The 19,206-nt window shown below is 44.2% G+C and carries 24 protein-coding genes and 1 tRNA gene; 17 read left to right on the forward strand and 8 right to left on the reverse strand.

Features of this window, described 5'->3' with window-relative positions:
- The first annotated feature begins 3 nt into the window (after positions 1–3).
- A complete protein-coding gene (locus HW447_RS05630) occupies positions 4–915 on the forward strand; it encodes a conjugal transfer protein (protein ID WP_176254351.1) in 912 nt (303 codons plus the stop codon).
- Positions 916–969: 54 nt separating this feature from the next.
- Here the strand turns inward: HW447_RS05630 and HW447_RS05635 are convergent, their stop codons facing one another.
- Positions 970–1,503, reverse strand: coding sequence for a PadR family transcriptional regulator (locus HW447_RS05635; protein WP_176254352.1), 534 nt, complete (start codon positions 1,501–1,503; stop codon positions 970–972).
- 131 nt (positions 1,504–1,634) lie between these two features.
- Between HW447_RS05635 and HW447_RS05640 the strand changes: the two genes are divergently transcribed.
- The 4 genes from HW447_RS05640 to HW447_RS05655 all read left to right on the forward strand — a co-directional run bounded on the left by HW447_RS05640 (position 1,635) and on the right by HW447_RS05655 (position 3,886).
- A complete protein-coding gene (locus HW447_RS05640) occupies positions 1,635–2,102 on the forward strand; it encodes a hypothetical protein (protein ID WP_176254353.1) in 468 nt (155 codons plus the stop codon).
- Between the two features lie 75 nt (positions 2,103–2,177).
- Positions 2,178–2,936, forward strand: coding sequence for a helix-turn-helix domain-containing protein (locus HW447_RS05645; RefSeq protein WP_176254354.1), 759 nt, complete (start codon positions 2,178–2,180; stop codon positions 2,934–2,936).
- 44 nt (positions 2,937–2,980) lie between these two features.
- Entirely contained in the window at positions 2,981–3,685 is a 705-nt protein-coding gene (locus HW447_RS05650; RefSeq protein ID WP_176254355.1) for a transglutaminase-like domain-containing protein, read from the forward strand.
- Between the two features lie 12 nt (positions 3,686–3,697).
- A complete protein-coding gene (locus HW447_RS05655; protein ID WP_025477909.1) occupies positions 3,698–3,886 on the forward strand; it encodes a cysteine-rich KTR domain-containing protein in 189 nt (62 codons plus the stop codon).
- A 104-nt stretch (positions 3,887–3,990) separates the two neighbouring features.
- Here the strand turns inward: HW447_RS05655 and HW447_RS05660 are convergent, their stop codons facing one another.
- The gene (locus HW447_RS05660; RefSeq protein WP_176254356.1) at positions 3,991–4,350 is read right to left on the reverse strand and encodes a helix-turn-helix transcriptional regulator; all 360 of its coding nucleotides are present in this window, start codon (positions 4,348–4,350) and stop codon (positions 3,991–3,993) included.
- Positions 4,351–4,867: 517 nt separating this feature from the next.
- On the opposite strand from HW447_RS05660, the gene HW447_RS05665 reads away from it, so the two are divergent.
- The 7 genes from HW447_RS05665 (at position 4,868) to HW447_RS05695 (ending at position 11,526) form a co-directional block, all read left to right on the forward strand.
- On the forward strand, positions 4,868–5,287 hold the full coding sequence (locus tag HW447_RS05665) for an RNA polymerase sigma factor (RefSeq protein ID WP_106622564.1): 420 nt from the start codon (positions 4,868–4,870) through the stop codon (positions 5,285–5,287).
- Positions 5,284–5,517, forward strand: a complete 234-nt coding sequence (locus HW447_RS05670) for a helix-turn-helix domain-containing protein (protein WP_176254357.1) — start codon at positions 5,284–5,286, stop codon at positions 5,515–5,517. Before HW447_RS05665 ends, HW447_RS05670 begins: the two co-directional genes overlap by 4 nt.
- Positions 5,518–5,971: 454 nt before the next feature.
- Positions 5,972–6,166: a hypothetical protein gene (locus tag HW447_RS05675; protein ID WP_101880270.1), complete on the forward strand. Its 195-nt coding sequence runs from the start codon at positions 5,972–5,974 to the stop codon at positions 6,164–6,166.
- Between the two features lie 104 nt (positions 6,167–6,270).
- Positions 6,271–7,491 (forward strand): tyrosine-type recombinase/integrase, encoded by a 1,221-nt coding sequence (locus HW447_RS05680; protein WP_176254358.1) that lies wholly within the window; start codon positions 6,271–6,273, stop codon positions 7,489–7,491.
- A 239-nt stretch (positions 7,492–7,730) separates the two neighbouring features.
- Positions 7,731–8,015, forward strand: coding sequence for a co-chaperone GroES (locus HW447_RS05685; RefSeq protein WP_066546627.1), 285 nt, complete (start codon positions 7,731–7,733; stop codon positions 8,013–8,015).
- Positions 8,016–8,059: 44 nt separating this feature from the next.
- Positions 8,060–9,682: a chaperonin GroEL gene (groL, locus tag HW447_RS05690; RefSeq protein WP_176254359.1), complete on the forward strand. Its 1,623-nt coding sequence runs from the start codon at positions 8,060–8,062 to the stop codon at positions 9,680–9,682.
- 377 nt (positions 9,683–10,059) lie between these two features.
- On the forward strand, positions 10,060–11,526 hold the full coding sequence (locus HW447_RS05695; RefSeq protein ID WP_176254360.1) for a serine hydrolase: 1,467 nt from the start codon (positions 10,060–10,062) through the stop codon (positions 11,524–11,526).
- Positions 11,527–11,665: 139 nt separating this feature from the next.
- Here the strand turns inward: HW447_RS05695 and HW447_RS05700 are convergent.
- Together HW447_RS05700 and HW447_RS05705 are read right to left on the reverse strand one after the other, a co-directional pair.
- A tRNA-Ala gene (locus HW447_RS05700) sits at positions 11,666–11,738 on the reverse strand.
- A gap of 260 nt (positions 11,739–11,998) precedes the next feature.
- Positions 11,999–12,172, reverse strand: coding sequence for a DUF1540 domain-containing protein (locus HW447_RS05705; protein WP_176254361.1), 174 nt, complete (start codon positions 12,170–12,172; stop codon positions 11,999–12,001).
- A gap of 243 nt (positions 12,173–12,415) precedes the next feature.
- Between HW447_RS05705 and HW447_RS05710 the strand changes: the two genes are divergently transcribed.
- The 3 genes from HW447_RS05710 to hslO all read left to right on the forward strand — a co-directional run bounded on the left by HW447_RS05710 (position 12,416) and on the right by hslO (position 14,716).
- Positions 12,416–12,925: an SEC-C metal-binding domain-containing protein gene (locus HW447_RS05710; RefSeq protein WP_176254362.1), complete on the forward strand. Its 510-nt coding sequence runs from the start codon at positions 12,416–12,418 to the stop codon at positions 12,923–12,925.
- A 142-nt stretch (positions 12,926–13,067) separates the two neighbouring features.
- Positions 13,068–13,832, forward strand: coding sequence for a class I SAM-dependent DNA methyltransferase (locus HW447_RS05715; protein WP_176254363.1), 765 nt, complete (start codon positions 13,068–13,070; stop codon positions 13,830–13,832).
- Positions 13,833–13,834: 2 nt separating this feature from the next.
- Complete coding sequence (gene hslO / locus HW447_RS05720; protein WP_176254364.1) at positions 13,835–14,716, forward strand: Hsp33 family molecular chaperone HslO; 882 nt, start codon at positions 13,835–13,837, stop codon at positions 14,714–14,716.
- Between the two features lie 157 nt (positions 14,717–14,873).
- Here the strand turns inward: hslO and HW447_RS05725 are convergent, their stop codons facing one another.
- Positions 14,874–15,071: a cold shock domain-containing protein gene (locus HW447_RS05725; RefSeq protein WP_021869793.1), complete on the reverse strand. Its 198-nt coding sequence runs from the start codon at positions 15,069–15,071 to the stop codon at positions 14,874–14,876.
- Between the two features lie 156 nt (positions 15,072–15,227).
- On the opposite strand from HW447_RS05725, the gene HW447_RS05730 reads away from it, so the two are divergent.
- Positions 15,228–15,773: a DUF5662 family protein gene (locus HW447_RS05730; protein WP_176254365.1), complete on the forward strand. Its 546-nt coding sequence runs from the start codon at positions 15,228–15,230 to the stop codon at positions 15,771–15,773.
- A 22-nt stretch (positions 15,774–15,795) separates the two neighbouring features.
- Here the strand turns inward: HW447_RS05730 and HW447_RS05735 are convergent, their stop codons facing one another.
- The 3 genes from HW447_RS05735 to HW447_RS05745 form a co-directional block, all read right to left on the reverse strand.
- A complete protein-coding gene (locus HW447_RS05735) occupies positions 15,796–17,190 on the reverse strand; it encodes an MATE family efflux transporter (RefSeq protein WP_176254366.1) in 1,395 nt (464 codons plus the stop codon).
- 32 nt (positions 17,191–17,222) lie between these two features.
- Entirely contained in the window at positions 17,223–17,642 is a 420-nt protein-coding gene (locus HW447_RS05740) for a C-GCAxxG-C-C family protein (RefSeq protein WP_176254367.1), read from the reverse strand.
- A 75-nt stretch (positions 17,643–17,717) separates the two neighbouring features.
- Positions 17,718–18,461: a TMEM164 family acyltransferase gene (locus HW447_RS05745; RefSeq protein WP_176254368.1), complete on the reverse strand. Its 744-nt coding sequence runs from the start codon at positions 18,459–18,461 to the stop codon at positions 17,718–17,720.
- A 297-nt stretch (positions 18,462–18,758) separates the two neighbouring features.
- Here HW447_RS05745 and HW447_RS05750 point away from each other — a divergent pair, with 297 nt between their 5' ends.
- Positions 18,759–19,187, forward strand: coding sequence for a DMT family transporter (locus tag HW447_RS05750; protein ID WP_176254369.1), 429 nt, complete (start codon positions 18,759–18,761; stop codon positions 19,185–19,187).
- Positions 19,188–19,206 lie beyond the last annotated feature (19 nt).

Below are 19,206 nucleotides of genomic sequence, written 5' to 3' on the forward strand. Positions count from 1 at the left end.
AATATGTTTAAGAAGAATAAGAAACAGACAGAAACTCTCAAAGAACCAAAAGAAAAAAAGGTGCGTACTGTTAAGGTAGGCACACATAAGAAAACCGTGATTGCGTTGTGGGTGGTGCTTATCGCAAGCGTGAGCTTCGGAGTGTATAAGAATTTTACGGCTATCGACCAGCATACCACCCATGAAAAAGAAATCATTGAACTTCGCTTGCAGGACACCAACGGGATTGAAAATTTCGTGAAGAACTTTGCGAAGTCCTACTACACATGGAATAATAGCAAAGAAGCGATTGAAGCAAGGACGCAGGCAATCAGCGGTTATCTGACAAAGGAATTGCAGGACTTGAATGTGGATACCATTAGAACGGATATACCGACCAGCTCCACAGTTACAGATGTGCTTGTGTGGAATATTGAGCAGTCGGGGACGGACACTTTTTCTGCTACCTACGAAGTAGATCAGCAGATAAAAGAGGGAGAACAGACTAGAAATGTCAAGGCAACCTATACCGTAGAAGTCCATGTAGACGCTGACGGGGATATGGTAATCGTTCAGAACCCTACCCTTGCACCAGCAATCGAAAAGTCGTACTATGAGCCAAAGACACCAGAAGCAGACGGAAATCTGGACGCTGATACGGTAAATGACGCTACCACATTTCTGGAAACATTCTTTAATCTCTATCCAACAGCCACAGAAAAAGAGCTTGCCTACTATGTATCGGGAAATGTGATTGAGCCTATCGGCAGGGACTACCTTTATTCTGAACTGGTAAACCCTATCTTTACAAAGGACGGGGACAATGTGAAAGTCAAAGTAGCCGTGAAATTCCTTGATAATCAAACAAAGGCAACGCAAATATCACAGTATGAGCTTGTGTTACATAAAGATAGTAACTGGAAGATTGTAGGATAAGGAAAAGGCTTGCGTCATACACTGTATGCTCTGCAAGCCATATTCATATATATTTTATTTAGTTGTTATAGCTTTTATAAGGCGTTTTGTACCGCTGATTTCAGCTAATACAATATCCGTCATGCGTTGAAGATTGGCGATATGATATGAATTGACCCGTTCTTCCCATTCTTCTGTATCTTGTTTTTGAATACCTGACAAGTATTCATGTAAAACAAACATACGCTTTTCTAATAGTGCTTTTTGTTCTTCTAAGGGTAAACAATCAAGGAAGAATGCTGTGATAGAAAAGATATTTGTATCATAATCGAATTTCAAAAAAGAAGTTCTCAAGGTATCTAATAATGTAGCCGTCCCCTGTTCTGTGATTGAGTAGATTGTTTTATCGGGCATATTACCGTCCTTTTGTACTTCGCCAGTGATATATTGCTTTTTCTCTAAAGTTTTAATCGTTGCATATACGGTAGAAGTACCGATATTAAACCAATACTTGATATTCATGTAGTCTAAAGTTTTGACAATTTCATAGGCGTTAAGTGGTTGATGGCTAATAAGCCCTAAAAGCATAGTTGCTGGTTTTGATAACATATATTTTACACTCCTTGACAAATACAACAGTTTAATATACTCTATATATAGAGTAGTATTTGGTTGTATTACTTTTATTTTGATTGTATCACGAATATTTGAAAAATGGAAGATAGAAAGGAGTTGTGCTTATGCCGCAATTAAATAAAGGTGGGAAATTTGTATTTGGGTTATCTTTGATACACGATAATTTAACTGTTCAATTTCCAACACAAGCACTTAAAGAATATCGAGTGCTGAATGATAATAAAATTATTATTTTCACGGGAAGTAAGGTTACTGGAGGATTTTGTGTAACGACATATTCTTTGCTATCTACATCAAAGCTAAGTCATATTTTACATGAATGTCCACAGTTAAAAAACCAGTCTATTCCACAAGGGACATTGATTACATATAAAGGTCGCCAATATACATGGCTTGTTGTAAAAGAAAATGGAAGTATTCAATTCACACCACAATTACTTGAACAGTTACATCTTAATGTAGGAAATGAGTTATTGTGTATTAGAAGTAGCGATATTGCATTTACAATGGGCGCAAAAGGACCGCTTCTTGAAAAAGCCCATAATTACAGTGGAAATATCGACCGCTATTAATGGAAGGAAGTTTGATTATGGCAGATTACGAAAAAGACAAAAGTTTGGGATTGGGAACTTTTTTGGGGGCATTTTATGAAAGTTGTAAATAAAATCTTTTGGGATACAGATAAAATAAGCATGATTACAAATCATTTAGACGCTGATACACATAGTCATTTGATGTTACAGTTATTTGTTGGTGTTGACGATTATGTGGAAATAGTTATCAAAGACATACGGATTAAATGTAATGTTATAGTTGTAAATAAAAATGTTGCACATTCTTTTTCGGCAAAGGGGAAATTGTATTTTTCTTCGATTATTGACCCAACATCTGTGTATGGAAAAAAACTTATTGATAAAATGGGAGAAAAAGATTTTTTGATTTATGACCAAATAGATACATACGAATTGAGCATGCAAGTTAAAAGGTTATTACATAGTACAAATGTTGAACAATATAAATATTTTTACAAATATCTATTAAATTATTTAGAACTATCTATGTATAAACACACGTATGATGAAAGAATATCTAGCATTTTCCAGATTTTAGACACTTGTAAATGCACCGACCATAGTATCAAATATTTAGCAGATAATGTATTTTTATCTTCCAGCAGATTATCACATTTATTTAAAGAACAAACTGGAATACCTTTAAAGTCCTATATTATATTACATCAAATGGAACGGGCTTTTGATGAATTGTTCGCTGGTAGAAATATCACGGAGGCTTCAATGATTGCTGGTTTTGATAGTCCGTCCCATTTTGCAAGTACAGTAAAAAAAATGATGGGTATGACCGTTTCATTATCGTTAAAAGATAGCGAATTTTTGAAAGTTTACTAATGAAATTTAAAATATAATAAAGCCATGAAGAAAGGAGCTTTATTATGGAAGAATATTTGAAAGAAACGAAAATGTTAAATTTTAATTCTGCTAAGATTAGTGATTTAGTTAGGGAAAAAGGCTGGCTGGAATTAGACGAATTTCATAAAATAAAAAACATTTATGAGTTTGTTCAAAATGATATTTTATTTGGATATAACTCTACGGATATATTGAGTGCGGTTGAAGTTTTACAAGATGGTTTCGGACAATGTAATACTAAAGCAACACTTTTAATGGCACTATTACGTTCAGTTAATATACCGTGCAGATTACACGCCTTTAATGTGTCAAAAGATTTTCAAAAGGGAGCACTTCCCCAAATTATTTATTTGTTAGCACCTAAATATATTTTGCATACATGGGTAGAAGTTTTCTTTAATGATAAGTGGATTGCTTTAGAAGGTGTAATAATCGATAAAGACTATTTATACACAGTACAACAAAAATATACTGAATATAAAGGTATATTCAAAAAATTTGCTATTGCAACTAAAGACTTGGAAACAGTTAATATTGCTTGGACGGGAAACGATGTTTTTATTCAGAAAGAAGCTGTTGTTGATGATTATGGTATATTTTCTTCTCCCGATATACTTTTTTCTAAGCATACGCAGAATATGTCAAAAATTAAATTGTACCTTTACTCGCATATAGGAACGAAAATGATGACAAAAAGAGTATTCAAAATAAGAAATTCAAAGAAATAAAGAGGTGGTGTTGTGGAAAAACAGTCATGGGTACTATGTCCTGTTTGTAGTAACAAAACACGAACAAGAATACGGAAAGATACAGAACTAATAAATTTCCCATTGTATTGTCCGAAGTGCAAAGCTGAAACTTTAATCAATATAAAGTATGGAAAAGTAACTGTTATCAAAGAGCCAGACGCTAAGACGCAGAGCCGATAATTTATAGGTTATTGTAACTTGTAGATTGTCGGCTCTTATTTGTTACCTGCGGAGCAGATTAGCAAATAAGAGTATCAAAGACAAAAAAGAAAACAAGAAGCTGATTACTTCTTGCTTTCCCTGCTATTCAAGATACCGTCAATCGTACCTTGAATGATTTTTAATTCGCTATCGCTCAATAAATCAAGAGAAGTTTCTATCTGACGGCGAGCTGTGCTTTTTACGACATTCTCTGCTGGATAGAAATATTCATCAACTGATATATTGAACATGGTAACTAAATCATGGAATAATTGAAAACTAGGGTGCGACCCGATATTTTCAATATCAGCGATATGACGTTCTCCATAGAACACTTTATCGCCTAAATCATTACGAGAAAGCCCTGCTCTTTCACGGGCTTCTCTGATTGCCAGCCCTAAAGGTCTGAAATCAAAAGTTTGTGTTTCTTTTGCTTTTCTCATTTTAAATCACCTAGCATGAGTTTATACTTCATGTGATGTATTTAGAATGTATTAAAAGTGCATATAGTATGCAGTAATAATTCAAAAGTTGTTATCGTGTGCGGTAAATAAAAAAAACCGTTCTTAGATAATATACTTTTGTGCGTCTTGAAGAATAACGGGACGGTTTTGGATATAACCAGAACTGTCCTTTTTCTTGTGAGTGCAAGGTATGGCTCTGGTTAAAGGGGGCTATACCATGACTGCATACAAAAGAACGCTTTGCCGTTCTCAACTGGATAAATATTTCAGTCCACTATTACAATCATTACACCCTTTATATGAGTTAAAAATTCATATCATCAGAATTTATAAAACAGTCCGTTTGTGTAATTACACATTATCGGGCTGTTTTTGTTTTTCAAAAAAATTTTTTTGAAAATCTTGGTAGCTTGCCACCTCTTTGGGTAGTTAGGGTGCGGAAAGGGGGAAATAAACAAAAGTTTATTTCAATCCAGCACGGAAAGGAGGTGAGCAAATGAAAACATCTTCTTTCAAACAAGCCATTGAAGCACAGTTTGATTGCCTTTCAAAAAAAGTAATTAAACGTGCAGTAAAGAAAGGCTACCGTGATATGAAAAGGCGTGAAAAACACGAATGTTTATTTTCGGATATTCCAGATTATGAACAATCACGTTTTGGAGAATTGGATAAATACGAAAGTGATTATACTGTATTCAATATCTTAGGCATTGAAGTATGGGTTGAGGACGACCAGTTAAGCAAAGCCCTTAAAACATTGACAGAGAAGAAACGCAACATTATTTTGTTATCCTACTTTATGGATATGTCGGATAGTGAAATCAGCGAATTTATTAAAATTCCCCGTTCTAACGTCCAGTATCACAGAACTAAAACACTTGAAGCAATGAGAAAAATTATGGAGGAACGCAAATGAAGAAATATGAACATCTGCCTTTTGAAGTTATTTTATCAGCAACAGAGGGCGACCCAGAAGCGATTGAAGCAGTTATGAAATTTTATGACGGTTACATTTCCAAACTATGTCTGCGTAGATTGTATGACGAACACGGTAACGTCTGCATGGTGGTAGACGCAGATTTAAAAAACAGAGTTCAGACAGCATTACTTGATATGCTGATGAATTTTGAAATTGTAGTGATGTAGTACATACAAGTGAAGTCTGGCACGTCCCCCTTTCCTGCCACTTCACTTGTCATTCTATTAAAATCAAAATCTGAAAGTTGATTTTAATAGGCTGAATAGCCGATAGTTCTTTGACAACTGAATAAAGCAGGCAGATACGTTTGTGAGATAGCGAGCCACAGGAACTGTACGCCATGACCTTTCCAAAAGAAAGCGAGCGCCCCACGCAGTGATCCGAGAGCGACTGTTGGAAAAGTCGTTTTGCCACGACCTATCCTCACAGAATAATGATACGTCCGCATGGTGCGGTTCTGCCCACAAGAATGGGAATAGTTGAGATACTAACGGAGCTTTCCAAAGCCGTCTGCCTGCTTCTGTAACTTATAAAATAGACACTCAGTAAGGGGGTGTTACATTATGTTAAATACTGATGTGTTAAATGATGTGATGTTCCAGCAAGGTAAGGTGTTGGAATATGAATAAAACGAAGATAAGAGCAACGGAACAGCCGATTGCTGTTGATATAGAGGGGCTGTCTGCTATGTTATCTTGTGGTCGTGCTACTGCAAGAAAGATTGGCGAGCAGGCAGGAGCAAAAATTGTGATAGGTCGCAGGGTTCTTTATTCCATAGAAAAAGTCAAAAAATACTTGATATATTTGGAAGAATAGAGCGATTTTCTATTTATGTTCTCTGGCGTGTGTAGTATAATAAGAAAGGACAAAGCACGCTGTGAGAACAAGAAAAGAGGCTTTTTCAGAAAGGAATGGTTCTCATGGCAATTAGTAGAAAAGACCCAAAAGGAAGAAAATTAAGAGAGGGCGAAAACTGGCGTAATGATGGAAGATACAGTTATCGTTATACAGATGTAAGAACAGGCAAGAGATTGACAGTCTATGCACAAGATTTACCAGAGCTTCGAGAAAAAGAGAAACAGATTGCAAAGGATATGGAAGATAACATACTGACAGACGGAGCAATCAAAAAAATGACGCTTAACACGTTGTTTGAGCGTTATATGGCAACTCGTGAGCTGGCTGATACTACAAGAGTTAGTTATGTTCGTGCTTGGGAAAACAGAGTAAAAGACGAGATTGGAAATATTAAAGTTGTTCAGCTTTTACCCTCACATATTAAAGCGTATTATGCGAAACTTTCCAAAGCTGGATATGCTTATTCTACAATCAAGTATATTCACAACCTGCTTTATCCTGCATTAGAAATGGCTGTTGATGATGATATTATCCGAAAGAACCCTGCAAAAAGTTCCATTAGCGATTATGGAAAACCAGCAGAGGAAAAAGAAGCCTTAACTGTTTCTCAACAAGAAAAGTTTATGGAGTTTGTAAAACAGAGCAATGTCTATAACACATATTATCCCATGTTTACCATAATGATTGGTACGGGGTTAAGGTGTGGGGAGCTTATTGGTCTTACATGGAAAGATATAAACATCAAGGCAAAAACGGTTAATGTAGACCACCAGCTCATTTATAAGAATTTAGGCGACGGTTGCAAGTTCCATATCTCAACACCAAAAACGGAGTCGGGTATTCGTATTATACCTATGACACAAGAAGTTGCAAAAGCCTTTGAGGAACAAAGGAAAATCAATTTCATGCTTGCAAAGGATAAGAGCATTGAGGTGGACGGGTATTCTGGGTTTGTCTTTACAGCGAAATCGGGCAGACCGCTTATGCCGAATGGCGTAAATAGTGTTTTATATAACATTGTAGACACATATAACAAAACCGAAGTAGAGAGAGCAAAAAAAGAGCATAGGAAAGCAGAGCTGTTACCAAAGTTTTCAGCTCATGTAATGCGTCACACAGCTTGTACCAGAATGGCAGAGTGCCGTATGGACGTAAAAGTTCTTCAATATATTATGGGACACGCCCATATAGATGTAACAATGGAAGTGTATAACCATATCGGAGAGCTGACAAGGATTGAAAAAGAGATTGCAAGACTGGATAGCATGGCGTTAAACGCTTGACACCATAAAAAGAAAAATTGGTGTCAAATTGGTGTCAAAACAGAAAAAATCACAATTTCAAAAGAAATAAGATACAGCAAACCATTGATTTTAAAGGGTTTGCAAAAAAATAGCAAAAATATTAGCACTCAAACCTTGACAGTGCTAATAAGCAGTGGTATAACTTACATTGTGAGCAAACAAAGCAGTAAACAGCGAAAGCTGATAAAATATCAATGATCACAAGGAGGAATCCAGATATGAAGTTAGTACCATTATTTGATAAGGTCGTATTAAAGCAGTTAGTTGCAGAAGAGACTACCAAGTCCGGCATCGTTCTTCCCGGCGCGGCAAAGGAAAAGCCACAGCAGGCTGAGGTTATCGCAGTTGGCCCGGGCGGTGTGGTTGACGGCAAGGAAGTGGTTATGCAGGTAAAGGCCGGCGATACAGTAATCTATTCCAAGTATTCAGGAACAGAGGTTGAGCTGGATGACGAGAAGTATGTGATCGTAAAGCAGAGCGACATTCTGGCAGTAGTAGAGTAATCATTTAAAAATACTGACTTATTATAATTTGGAGGTTGATTGACATGGCAAAGCAGATTAAATATGGCGTAGAAGCCCGCAAGGCACTGGAAGCAGGCGTAAATCAGTTAGCAGATACCGTTCGCGTGACATTAGGACCGAAGGGACGCAACGTAGTTCTTGACAAGTCCTTTGGCGCACCGTTAATCACAAACGACGGTGTTACCATCGCAAAGGAGATCGAACTGGCAGATGCATTTGAGAACATGGGCGCGCAGCTGATCAAGGAAGTTGCTTCCAAGACAAACGATGTAGCAGGCGACGGAACCACCACAGCTACCGTACTGGCACAGGCCATGGTAAATGAAGGAATGAAGAACCTGGCGGCAGGTGCAAACCCGATCGTCTTAAGAAAGGGAATGAAGAAGGCTACTGACGCAGCAGTTGAGGCAATCAAGGCTATGAGCAAGCCAGTGGGCGGCAAGGCTCAGATCGCAAGAGTAGCAGCTATTTCCGCTTCTGATGATGAGGTTGGTACAATGGTAGCTGATGCTATGGAGAAGGTTTCCAAGGACGGTGTTATCACCATCGAGGAATCCAAGACCATGAAAACAGAGCTGGATCTGGTAGAAGGTATGCAGTTTGACAGAGGTTACCTGTCCGCATATATGTGCACCGATATGGATAAGATGGAGGCAAATCTGGACGATCCATACGTTCTGATCACTGACAAGAAGATCTCCAACATTCAGGATCTGCTGCCTCTGTTAGAGCAGATCGTAAAGATGGGCGCAAGACTGCTGATTATCGCTGAGGATGTTGAGGGTGAGGCTTTAACAACCCTGATCGTGAATAAATTAAGAGGTACTTTCAATGTAGTTGCTGTTAAGGCCCCTGGCTACGGCGACAGAAGAAAAGAGATGCTTCAGGATATCGCTATCCTGACCGGCGGTACCGTAATCTCCGAGGAAGTTGGTCTGGATCTGAAGGATGCTACCATGGAGCAGTTAGGCCGTGCAAAATCCGTTAAGGTACAGAAGGAAAATACCATTATCGTTGACGGTGAGGGCGACAAGGAGGCAATCGCCGCAAGAGTGGCTCAGATCCGCAAGCAGATTGGCGAGACAACATCTGATTTCGACAAGGAGAAGCTGCAGGAGCGTCTGGCTAAGCTGGCAGGCGGCGTAGCTGTTATCCGTGTAGGCGCTGCTACCGAGACAGAGATGAAAGAAGCGAAACTTCGTATGGAGGATGCGTTAAACGCAACCCGCGCAGCTGTTGAGGAAGGCATCATCGCAGGCGGCGGTTCTGCATACGCACACGCTACCGTTGACGTGCAGAAGGTAGTAGACGGTCTGGAAGGCGACGAGAAAACCGGTGCTAAGATTATCTTAAAGGCACTGGAAGCTCCTCTGTTCCATATCGTAGCAAATGCAGGTCTGGAAGGCGCTGTGATTGTAAATAAGGTAAAGGAGTCTGCAGTAGGTCAGGGCTTTGACGCATACAACGAGGAATTTGTTGATATGATCGAGGCTGGTATTCTGGATCCTGTAAAGGTTACAAGAAGCGCTCTGCAGAATGCTACCAGCGTTGCGTCTACTCTGCTCACCACTGAGTCTGTAGTTGCAGCAATCAAGGAGCCGGCTCCAGCAGCACCAGCAGCACCTGATATGGGCGGAATGTACTAATTTCCGGTTTCAGGAAATAATTTCATATAAGAATCAAGTAAAGGCTACGGCTTTGGGAAATGCTCCCAGGGCCGCAGCTTTTTTTGTACAGGCAGAAGAAGGAGGCTTTCTGGAAAATGATTGCGCTTAATGAAAATGTAATACTTCTGTGCTTTTTTGTTGGAGTGAATTATGATATACTGGAAAAAGTTTGATAAAAGTGTGCCATAAAGGTCTCCCTTATATCTGTATTTTCAGGCATGGTATTGGTAAAAATCCAGTCTGCGCCGGTGTGTTTTATGCTGTGATTTACGCCCTGCGGACAGCAGTCTGATTTTGTATTTCATTGCAGAGAGGGAGATTCCTTAAAAATATAAAACGGAAGAGGTATTTAACATATGATACGAAACAGATGGAAGTCACTTCTTGGTCTCTGCAGTGCGACGGTTCTGGGCCTGTCTCTCCCCGCTTATGCGGTAACGATCACACCGCTGGATCCTGGCACAGGCCAGACCTCATCACAGGAAACAGCAGCGCCCGCTGCTCCGGGGAGTACGGGGCCGGGAAATACTTCCGGGCCGGGAAGTGTTTCCTCGCAGGAAAATACGCCTGCACAGGGAAATACTTCCTCGCAGGTCAGCACAGCTGACATAGCCCAGCCGTCAGTGGCTTCAGCCGGGGCTGTGCTGATGGACGGAGCAACGGGCAAGGTGCTGTTTTCTAAGAACGGAGATACAAAGTATTATCCAGCCAGCATAACAAAGCTGATGACAGCCCTGGTGGTGGCTGAAAACTGCAGCCTGGATGACACTGTGACCTTCTCTGCGGCAGCTACTACCAATCTGGAGTCCGGCGCTGTATCCATTGGAATGACAGAGGGCGATACCATGACGGTTCGTCAGTGCCTGTATGCCCTGCTTTTAAAATCTGCCAATGAGGTGGGAAATGCTCTGGCAGAGCACGTGGCAGGGAGCAATCAGGCTTTTGCGGATAAGATGAATGCAAAGGCGGCCGCCCTTGGCTGTACCAACACCCATTTTACCAATCCCCATGGTTTAAATGACCCTGACCACTATACTACGGCTCACGATATGGCGCTGATCGCCAGAGCGGCCTTTCAGAATGATGTGGTAAAAACCGTAGCGTCTACCCGTACATATACGCTCCCCGCCACGAAGAAAAATCCTTCCGGTCTTACGGTTACCATGGGACACAAGATGCTCAATCCCAGTGATTCCAGGTATTATGAGGGAATTATCGGAGGAAAGACGGGATATACCTCCAAGGCAGGAAACACCCTGGTTACGGTGGCGGAACGAAACGGCGTCCGTATGATCGCTGTGGTGATGAAGAGCCAGTCTACTCACTATACAGATACGAAAGCCATGCTGGATTACGGTTTCAAACTGGCAGAGGCTGGAGTATTAAGCGAAAATGGGGCGGGCAGTTCGGGAAACGGGAATGGATCGGGCAGTACAGGGAGCCAAACCTCTTCTCAGGGATCTGCTGTCAGCCCGGTTACAGGCACATCCGGCGGTCCTGGAGTGACATCGCAGAGAGGATGGGTAAAAACAGATAAGGGATGGAATTTTATCAAGGATAACGGAGCCAAGGCCTCCGGAGAATGGGTTTCCGATTCGGACGGCACATATTGGATCGATTCTGATACCTATATGGCCAAAGGCTGGCGTCAGGTAGAGGGGAAATGGTATTACCTCCGCTCCAACGGTGCCGTTGCCAAAAATTACTGGGCCGCCGGACAGGACGGAACCTGGTATTATTTGGGATCTGATGGAAGTATGCTTACCAGCACTACTACGCCGGACGGTTACCGGGTAGGGGCGGACGGTGCCTGGATCCGGTAATGGGCTATGGCGTTCCCTGCCAGAGGATTGCAATAATCCTGAAGGGAGATGCCGGAATCGGCACAGAATTCTGTTTTAGGGTATAAAACAGGCAGTCTCTTAAGATGAGGGACTGCCTGTAAATATTACATACGGAGAATGGAGATAATGGGATTCGAACCCACGGCCTCTGCGTTGCGAACGCAGCGCTCTCCCAGCTGAGCTATATCCCCATATGAATGATTATAGCACGATTGAGGAAATTAACAAGAGGAAAGTTCAAAACATTTTAGAGGCTGAAACTGCCTGAAGAAATGAAAAATTCCCACAAAAAGGGGGATGGCCCGGGGTACGCTGCTTTCACAGGTACTGCCGGGCCCGCGTCATCTCTGACTGTCTCCACTATACCATGGACGCATATAAAAATCAATGGTAGTCAGGGAAACTTAAAAAAACGTAATAAATTTGTAACAGATGGCGCAAGATTCTGCTGTTACTGCATCTTGTTTACAAAGGATTCACAGTCGGTACATTCCTTCTTGGTAGGGTTCATCTCGTGGGTGCCGATGCGGATGGTGTCAAGGGTGCAGTAGTCCATGGCGTCAGCATGGTGGGTGCAGTTTTTGATGGTACACTGGATACATTCGTTGGTTTTGTTTGCGTTCATGGATGTTCCTCCTTTAATGAAAACGCGCGCCCATATGGGTGCGCAGAGGGTTCAAATAAGACCCTCTGATCGGTAAGCTGCCTTATAAAGTATCCGCAGGATCCGGGGAAATATACAGGCGCAGAGGAGCATTTGCTCAAATGGGCAAAACTCCGATAAAACTATTTGAAAAATATGAGCTTTTGTTATATACTATAGATTACTATAGGTTTCTATAAAATATACAAAAAGGATGGTTTAACTATGGCATTATTAGAAACATGGAGAAATCTGGCATATGGTGACGGCCTGGATGATAAAAAGAAAGAAGAACTGTGGTCTGGATATTTCCAGATCGAGAAGGGCATCTATGAGCAGATCCTTTCCGCTCCTTCTGAGACAGTTACGGGCACGGTAAAGGAACTGGCTGAAAAGTACAACACAGAGATTCTGATCATGACCGGTTTTCTGGATGGCATCAATGAGAGTTTAAAGGGCTACAAAAACCCCATTGACACAATGGAGGAGGACACAGAGGTAAAGATCGAGATCGATCCTGAGAAACTGTACTATAATATGGTAGAGGCAAAGGCCAGCTGGCTTTATGAACTTCCTCAGTGGGACAGTATTCTGCCCGCTGACAAGCGCAAGGAGCTTTACAAGGCGCAGAAGGCTTCCGGCACCGTGCGCAAGGATAAGAAGATTTTCCCAAATGATCCCTGTCCCTGCGGAAGCGGCAAGAAGTACAAGAAGTGCTGCGGTAAGAACGCTTAAACAATAGAAGGTACGCCGAGCGGACGTTCTATGGCCACGAATAAGCTGCACAGACTGCCTGCCCGGCATTCCCGGACAGGCAGTTGGCGTTACAGGGGCTGTTGAACCGGTCCCCGGCTGGAATACAGACGGAGAGAAGCAGATGGAAGCATATACAAGCTTTGCACAGGTCTATGACCTGTTTCAGGACAATGTTCCCTATGAGGAGTGGGCCGCCTATCTGACGGCGCTGTTAAAGGAATACGGGGCAGAGGACGGCCTGGTGTTGGATCTTGGCTGCGGCACAGGAAGCATGACCCAGCTGCTGGCAAAGGCGGGCTACGATATGATCGGCGCTGATAATTCAGAGGAGATGCTGGAGATTGCCATGGAAAAACGGGCGGCAGCCGGACTGGATATCCTTTATCTGCTGCAGGATATGCGGGAGTTTGAACTGTACGGCACTGTCCGCGCTGTGGTCAGTATCTGCGATTCCATGAACTATATCCTGGATCCGGATGATCTGGTTCAGGTGTTCCGGCTGGTGAATAATTATCTGGACCCCGGAGGCGTATTTATCTTCGACCTGAATACAGAATATAAATACAGAACGCTTATGGGGGAAAATACCTTTGCTGAGGATCGGCAGGAGAGCAGTTTCATCTGGCAAAACTATTATGATGAGCAAGAGCGGATCAATGAATATGATCTGACGCTTTTTATCCGGGAGGGGGAGCTGTACCGGAAGTTTGAGGAGACCCATTTTCAAAGATGCTATCTGCTGAAGGAGATTAAAGAAGCGGCCCAGGCGGCCGGGCTGGAATTTGTCACAGCCTATGACGCATTTACAAGGGATCCGGTAAGGGCGGACAGCGAACGGATCTATGTGGTTCTCAGAGAGCATGGAAAGACAGAGAAAGGAAGATAACGATGGCAGATTATGTAGTAAGAGCGACAGCGGCCGAGGGACAGATCCGGGCCTTTGCGGCTACGACCAGGGATCTGACAGAGGCGGCCAGACAGGCGCACAACACAAGCCCTGTAGCGACAGCGGCACTGGGACGGCTGATGACAGCGGCTGTTATGATGGGATATGATATGAAGGGAGATGCGGATATTCTGACCGTAAAAATCCAGGGGGACGGCCCTATCGGCGGTCTCGTGGTGACGGCAGATGCCCATGGCGGCGTGAAGGGCTACGCTTTTCACCCGGAGGTCATGCTTCCTCCCAATGACAAGGGAAAGCTGGATGTAGGCGGCGCGCTGGGAGTCGGCGTTTTAAGCGTCATTAAAGACATTGGCTTAAAGGATCCTTATGTGGGACAGACGATCCTTGTGACGGGAGAGATCGCAGAGGATCTTACCTATTATTATGCAACCTCAGAGCAGACCCCATCTTCCGTGGCTTTGGGCGTTCTGATGAATAAGAACAATACGGTTCGTCAGGCCGGCGGTTTTATCATTCAGCTGATGCCGGGCGCTTCGGAGGCAGTAATCGATGCTTTGGAGAGCAGGATTAAGGAGATCCATTCCATCACCACACTTATGGATGTGGGGAATACGCCGGAGATGATCCTTGAACAGATCCTGGGTGATATGGGGCTTGAAATCAACGACAGGCTGCCGGCACGTTTTTACTGCAACTGCACCAAGGACAGAGTGGCAAAGGCGCTGATCAGCGTGGGGAAAAAGGATATTCAGGAAATGATCGACGACGGTAAGCCTATTGAGGTGAACTGCCATTTCTGCAACAGGAATTATACCTTTGATGTGGAAGAATTAAAGGAAATCCTGGAGCTGGCCAGAGCATAGAGATGGGCGTATGCCTGTAGGGCAGTTTCCAGAATACAACAAGAGCCGGTCTTTCGACTGGCTCTTATCTTTAATCATTTGAAATTCAGATATAACTTACTTCAACTTTCTATCTAACCGATATATGTTTGAAAAAGGTACACTGTTTGTTCATTGATTATAATTTGGTTACGTTGGTAGCCTGAGGACCCTTAGCTCCGTTTACTACGTCGAACTCAACCTCTGCGCCCTCGTCTAAGGACTTGAAGCCTTCCATGTTCAGACCAGAGTAGTGAACGAATACATCGTTGCCCTGCTCGTCAGAGATGAAGCCGTAACCCTTCTGGTTGTTGAACCACTTAACTGTACCTTTCATTATGATACCTCCAAAAAAATAAAAAAAATGTTGAGCTGCAAGTAATTTCGCAACTTCCATTAGAATATCACAGATCTTTCCAGGTGTCAAACATTTTGTGTATAAACTGCGGCCCGATTTTCCTGTATTTTCGGGCTTTTATGAAAAGGAGAATCTATGAAACTGATCAATATATGGAACCATTTTAAAACCATTACAACCCACCGGATCCTGGTGTGCAGACACTGCTTTCGGATCGGACTTTACCGCCAGGGGCTGATGCATGATTTGTCAAAATACAGTCCGGAGGAATTCTGGACCGGCGTGCGCTACTATCAGGGTGACCGCAGCCCTAATGCGGCAGAGCGGGAGATGCTTGGATATTCCAAGGCATGGCTCCACCACAAAGGGCGCAATAAGCATCATTACGAATACTGGATTGACATTTCCGTACATAAGGAAGAAGGGCTGGTGGGGAATAAGATGCCGCTGCGGTATGTGGCTGAGATGATCTGTGACCGGATCGCGGCCTGCGAGGTGTATAAAGGAAAAAATTATACCAGCGCCGCGCCTCTGGAATATTATGAATTTACAAAGAAATACATAACCATACATCCAGAAACGAGGGCGCTGCTTGAGAAACTTTTGATTATGCTAAAGGAAGAGGGGGAGGAAAAAGCCTTCCGGTATCTCAAAGGGCTTTTAAAACAGGGGGATTATTAACCGGGCGCGTCTGCGGCGCTTCTTATATGCTGTATTGTTTTCGGATCTGCCGCACGGTGATCCAGCCTACTGCGACAGCTAGAATGCCGGTAGCAATATTGCTTACTGCCATGACGATACCGGCACTGATGTCTCCCAGATCCGTAAAGTTCTGTAAGGCCCAGAGCACCGGAACCCGGAAGATGAAAACGCGGCTGAAGTTGATCATCAGGGAGATCCGTGTCTTTCCAAAGCCATAGAGCAGGGCCATAACGGAGGCGTTGATGCCAAGGGGGATTGCTCCCAGAGCCTCCATTTTATAGATGGTGCAGATCATTTTCTGAAATTCCGGGTCTCCCCCTGCAAAAAGGCTGCTGATAGGCTCCAGAAAGATCAGAGTCAGGCTCATAAGCGCTGCGCCCATGGCGATACAGATGATGAGGATACAGCGAAATGCCTCCAGGGCCCGTTTGGGAAGGCCGGCCCCCAGACTCTGGCTGATGATAGCGGAGCCGCCTTCCTGAAAGCCGTTTTGGGGATTGGTGGTAATGCCGCCCAGGTTATTGGAGATTCCAAGGGCTCCTACTGTTAAAGGACTGTATACAGTACACATGGAGTTGACCACTACCTTTCCGAAGGAGAATGCCATCTTCTCAATGATTACAGGCACGGATAGGAGGATCATAGGCCGCACCACCCGCCGCTTTAAGGAAATACTCCTGACAGCAAAGGAAAATGCGTTTCCTTTTTGGCTCAAATGATAGATGGCGGCGGCAAACATAAGGCACTGGGATATAATGGTCGCTGCGGCGATCATATTGATGCCGCTGTGGAACCCGTATACAAAAAGCGCCGTCAGACTCAGCTTCACCAGGATTACGCCCATATTCAGATGGAGAATCCGCCTGGAATTTCCTCTGGCCCGCTCAATGGCTATGTAGACGCTGTTAAAGAAGTTCAGCACGGTACCGATGAGATCCAGGATAAAGTAGGTGGTTCCTTCTGCGATAAATTCCTCCGGCGTTTTGGCAAAGCGCAGAAACTGGGGTGCGAAGGGAATCAGGATCAGCAGGAGTCCGCCCCCAAGGATCCCACAGAGGGCAAAAAGGGTGCTGACCCTTCGCTTGACCAGTTTAAAATCTCCGGCTCCGTAGGCTTCGCTCACCTTGATGCTGGCTCCTACGGCCAGTCCGCCTCCAAGTGCGGAAAGCATCAGGTTGATCTGGGAAAGATAGGCCACAGAGGAAACGGAGGATGCTCCGATATAGGAGGCCATCATGGAATCAAATATCTTAAAAAGCTGGTTCAGGCTCTGATAGAGAGCCAGAGGGGTACATACATAAAATACCACCTTCCACATATTGCCCTCCCGCACAAAGGCCCGGAAAGCCCGGTCTTTTTCGGTCAGATCAGCGGAAGGTTCACTGTTTGCTGGCATGGCTGTTTCCTTTCCTGGTGGGTTCCACATTATTAAAGCAGCTCTTCTTCAATGATAGCCACGGCGTCACGGATACAGTCAGGACAGGCCCGCAGCACATTTCCGGTATCGACTCCCTTTAATTCCCGGCAGACAACACTTGAATTTTTTTCCTTAAAGGCCTGGATACAGGCTCTTGCTTTCTTATAGGTAGCGCCCTTGGAGTCAGGCTTCTCTAAATTGGCAGTGCTGGTGAGAAGGCCGGAGAGAACCGCTGCGGCAGAGATGGCTCCGCAGGTGCCGTCCATTCCTCCCATTCCAAGGCCCAGCCCTTCAGTAATCTTAAAGAGGGTTTCCGGATCTGCGTTACATTGATCTGCAAAGGCAAAGATCACGGACTGTGCGCAGTTGTAGCCCTTGTTGTGGAAGGCGATGGCCTGTTCCGCTCTTGTCAGTTTATGGTTGTCAGTCATGGTAAATAGTCTCCTTTCAGTGTCCGGCGCGCTGCCGCCGGCAGATATCGTTTGGTTTCCCTAAAAGAGGGATGCTTATGAATGATGTTTTTGAAAATAGTACAGTTTCTTGCTGATCAGGTGGCAAATCCCTCCTCCCAGGATCATGGAAAGCAGATACAGGATATTCCCGGTTCCCACACCCAGAGTCAGAGCGATCTGGTGAAAGACAATCTGGCTGTTGGGATAGTAGAGACTTAAATAAAACATATCCGCATCCCCATAAGGATGAGACAAAAGATTGACCGCAGTTGCGAGGGCAGCACAGAACAGAAAGAGAGGGATGGTTCTCAGAAAAGAACGTATATCCTTTCCGCTTTCTGTCTGAAAAGCGCAGGAAAGTCCCATAAAGATCAGGATAAAGTGCCACAAAAACCCGTGAATCGTCATCAGCCAGTAAGGGTGCATCAGTCCGCTGGGTTCAAGGAGAGCCATGATCCCGCCCAAAAGGCCGTAGTCCTGGATAAAGACCGTAAAAACAGAGCGGAGCCTGGGGACAGAGTTGGCAGCGGGAAGAAGAAGTCCCAGGTACATGGGAACGCTGCACAGCTGAAACGGAAAATACCACCAGTCATAGGTATGGTTATTTTCCACAAAATATAAAAAACCCTGCTTGAATCCCTCGCATACGGCCAACACCAGTCCGCAGAGAAACAGCAGGCGGGAAAGGCCGGGACTTTTTTGGGGCCGGGAAAGTAACGCCGAGAGCCAGACGGCAGCCCCTGCACCGGCTGCCGTAAAAAGCAGATGGAAAGGGCCGTAGGGCCTGGGCGGCGTCATGGTCCAGGCCGCTGCCTGAAAAAATGATTCCAGCGTAAAAACACCTCCTGTGTCGGATGAAACTCCAGAATCGGAAATGCTTCATAAACCTGTATGCCTATACAAGGCACGGCTATGATTATAACTCACTTGGACAGGGAAGGCAACCAGGTTTGTACACAAATAAGAACAGTGTATACAGTCTGGGCTAAGGGCAGGTATGTATAGAACGGCGGGATTCGGGGAAAATAAAAGCATCCGCAGATGCCTAAAATTCTGCGACAGAAACCGCCGCACAGCGTATCAGGAGGAAAAACAATGGCAGGATGGATTACGGCTCTTTTATCAGGAGCCCTTATGAGTGTACAGGGCGTATTTAACACAGCAGTTACCAAGCAGACCAGCGTATGGGTAGCCGCCGGCTGGGTTCAGGCCACGGCTCTTGTTACCTGTCTGGCCGTGTGGTTTTTTACAGGCCGTCCGCCTATATCGGGCCTTATGGATGTGACGCCAAGGTATGTACTGGCAGGAGGGGTGATCGGCGCTCTGATCACGTACACGGTGATCCGAAGCATGGCGGCTCTGGGACCGGCAAAAACGGCACTGCTGATCGTGGTGGCGCAGATCATTACGGCGTATCTCATTGAGCTTTTCGGCCTCTTCGGTGTAGAGAGAGCACCCTTTGCCTGGCACAAGCTGTTGGGAGCGGCGGCTGCTATTGTGGGAATTGTGATCTTTCAACGGTAGGAATCGTTAAAAACCAACG

The organism is Enterocloster alcoholdehydrogenati (assembly GCF_013282095.1).
GTDB classification, from domain to species: Bacteria; Bacillota; Clostridia; order Lachnospirales; family Lachnospiraceae; genus Enterocloster; species Enterocloster alcoholdehydrogenati.